Genomic DNA, 789 nt, shown 5'->3' with positions numbered 1-789 from the left:
CCTGGACCGGCCCGACCCGCACGCCGGGCTCAAGGCCGCGATCGCCGAGGCGTTCGAGGCCGCCCGCGGCCGCTACGGGCACCGGCGGATCCACGCGGTCCTGGCCCGCGACGGCTGGCGGGTGGCGAAGAAAACCGTGCGCACGCTGATGAACGCCCTCGGCCTGGCCTGCCAGGTCCGGCGGCCGCGCCGGTGCCGGTCCTGGCCCGGGCGGCCCGGCACGACCGCGCCGAACCTGCTCAACCGCCAGTTCAACGCCGACGCCCCGGACACCACATGGGTCACCGACGTGACCGAGTTCCGCATCCGCGACCGCAAGCTCTACCTCTCGCCCGTGATCGACCTGTTCGACCGGTCCGTGGTCGCCTACGCCTGCGGCCCGTCCCCGACGCTGGAGCTGACGAACTCCTCGCTGCGCGCCGCGATCGCGACCCTGCCCGCCGGAGCCCGCCCGCTGGTGCACTCCGACCAGGGCTTCCAATACCAGCACGCCTCCTGGCGCACCCTGCTCGCCGACGCCGGCCTGACCCAGTCGATGTCCCGCCGCGCCACCTGCCTGGACAACGCCGTCGCCGAGAACTTCTTCGGCCACCTCAAAGAAGAACTCTTCCACCACAACACGTTCGACACCGTCGACACGTTCACCACGGCACTGCACGACTACATCGACTGGTACAACACCACCCGCATCTCCACCACCCTCGGCGACCTCAGCCCAGCCGAATACCGAGCCCAGACCCTCGCCGCCTAACCTCTACATAACCAGTCCAACTTCCGGGGCCCAGTTCA

The 789-nt window shown here is 70.2% G+C and carries 1 protein-coding gene; it reads left to right on the top strand.

The features are described 5' to 3' along the window. A partial coding sequence (locus tag H5411_RS46605) for an IS3 family transposase (RefSeq protein ID WP_183128040.1) occupies positions 1-751 on the top strand: 751 nt, incomplete at its 5' end. Positions 752-789: the final 38 nt, after the last annotated feature.

It is taken from the genome of Amycolatopsis echigonensis, assembly GCF_014174495.1.
Taxonomy (GTDB): Bacteria; Actinomycetota; Actinomycetes; order Mycobacteriales; family Pseudonocardiaceae; genus Amycolatopsis; species Amycolatopsis echigonensis.
Note: the sequence above shows the minus strand (reverse complement) of the source record. Positions and strands in the feature narration are given on the sequence as shown.